Consider the following 2,154-nt stretch of genomic DNA (forward strand, 5'->3'; position numbering starts at 1 on the left):
AGATCAACACGCCCTAGTTGTTTAGATTGTTTTTTTAGCAATGACGAGTCCATGATTGCTTGAGCCTAATAAGCTACTTTGTCGGCATGTATTTAAGTGGTATTCCAACCATGTTTGATATTGCGAAGGCGTAAAGCTATTAATGCCTTCTGAGATATAGCGACCAAACCCATCGGTAGCGGCATGGTCGAGTATGTTGAAAGTGTGCGAGCGCAACAAATGTTCAATTTCTTCAGGATAGGCAAAGTAGCCAACTCTGAAAAAACGATCTGCCTCAGAGGCTGTGACTGTGCCATTTGTATAAAGCTCAGATAAAATCGATGGAGTTACGAGGTGAGGAAACTTTTGTGCGAATAGTCCAGCGACGAAAAATCTAGAAATATAGGCTACCGCTAAGATTCCATTTGGTTTTAGGATGCGCTTTGCTTCACTTATTGCTTGATCGCGTTCACTCTTGGTTTTCAAATGATACAGAGGACCAAGTATTACGCAAATATCTTGTGAACCGGATTCAATGAAAGGGACATGACAAGCACTGCCTAGATGGATATCTATGGTTAAGTCTTTTCTTTCTGCATTCTTTTTCAAGATCTCGACTTGGTCTGGAACCAGTTCTACCGAGGTCACGGTACAACCCATCTTTGCAAAGCTAAGAGAATAGCGACCTGTTGCTGCTCCAAGTTCACAGACATCGGCACCTGACTTTAAATAGGGGGCGAGTAGGTGCATTGTGGTATCAAACTCTATCTTCGTAATATTCTGACGGGTAAGTCGAGAGTTTTCATCTGCTCCAGTATATTGAGCAATCAGTTCATCCATAAATATTAAGTCCTTAACAAGATATCAACTTGTTTTCGAACTCGCTCGAGAACAGTTCCATCTTTGCCGTATGTCACGCTTTTGAGTAAATTAATTTGCTTAGCAATTTGTTGCTTATTTTAGTGTGTTAAAAGGTATTAAAAAGTTATTTGAATTGAAAGGGTTGGCACGTCGAAGTGAGACGAGTAACCGCACAATCCTATAAATTTGAAAGGTCAGGGAGGTGGCTAAGAGTGAAGGTTGGTGTAGTTCAGATGAGGATGGGTTGGACGGTACGAGAAAATCTAAAAACAATCGTTTCTCATGTTGAGAATATGAGGGCGTTAGATGCTCTGGTTTTCCCTGAACTCAGCCTTAGCGGTTTCCATCGCAATATCAAACAGGAATCGGAGCCACAAACTATTCGTCACGCTATTCAGGCGCTATGCAAGCTTGCTTTCGATTACAAGACCACGCTTTTTATTGGTGCGCCGTTAACGGAAGGCGAGCGTATATTTAACAGCTACCTATGTATCGATGTTAATGGTGACGTCTTGGCGCAATGGAATAAAGTAGGGCTAACGGAAAGTGAGGCCAAGTTCTTTGCAAGAGGCGAAAGACGTGAACTGCTTAACTTGGCGCAATCATCAATAACGAGTGTCATTTGTCGAGAGGTTGATGACATCGAATGGTTTTTATCTGAGGTACAAGAACAAGCCAGTTTGATCCTTTGGCCTAGTTACATTGGTAAAAAATCACAAGAGCAGCAAACGCAGGGCTACTACGAGCGAGCATCTCTTATTGCAAAAGAAGCGGGCGCCTTCATCGTGCAATGCAATTGGCCTCATGCCTTTAATGACCCAAATTTGAGAGGGATGGGAGGGAGTCACATTTATGATGATTCTGGCAAATGTATATACACAATGCCCTTTGATAAAGAGTCAGTCTGTATCTTGGATTTGAACCAAGGAACGGCAGAAACTGACGAACTGACCCTATGCGATTAAGCTTATACCCAAGTAACCTCGAGATGCTAGGTTCAGCGAGAATGACTTGGTTTGTAGACGCGGCGGCGATTTAAAGATCTCGTCACTCTAAATCAAGAATCGACAACAAAGTATACAAGCCAAGACAGCTCGCCCTTCGGGATCGTGTCATTGACCCGCTTTTTTATTAAACCAATGGCTGCGTCAAACAACTTGGAAAGAGCTGGCTATTACGCGGCATCGTTTTCCTTGACCTCGAATCAATGACAACGCTCTGAATCCTGCATCTTGAAGTCACTTGGGTATATTCAACTTTGAGAAAGCTTATTAAGAAGAAAAGCCAGAGTTTTCACTCTAATGCCGATCAGTT

The 2,154-nt window shown here is 42.6% G+C and carries 2 protein-coding genes; one reads left to right on the forward strand and one right to left on the reverse strand.

The genetic code is table 11. The features are described from left to right. Positions 1-21: 21 nt before the first annotated feature. A complete protein-coding gene (locus KIV40_RS25340; protein ID WP_285351962.1) occupies positions 22-819 on the reverse strand; it encodes a class I SAM-dependent methyltransferase in 798 nt (265 codons plus the stop codon). 233 nt (positions 820-1,052) lie between these two features. Between KIV40_RS25340 and KIV40_RS25345 the strand changes: the two genes are divergently transcribed. Continuing rightward, positions 1,053-1,805: a carbon-nitrogen hydrolase family protein gene (locus KIV40_RS25345; protein WP_285351963.1), complete on the forward strand. Its 753-nt coding sequence runs from the start codon at positions 1,053-1,055 to the stop codon at positions 1,803-1,805. Positions 1,806-2,154: the final 349 nt, after the last annotated feature.

The sequence above is a fragment of the Vibrio sp. D173a genome, assembly GCF_030248475.1.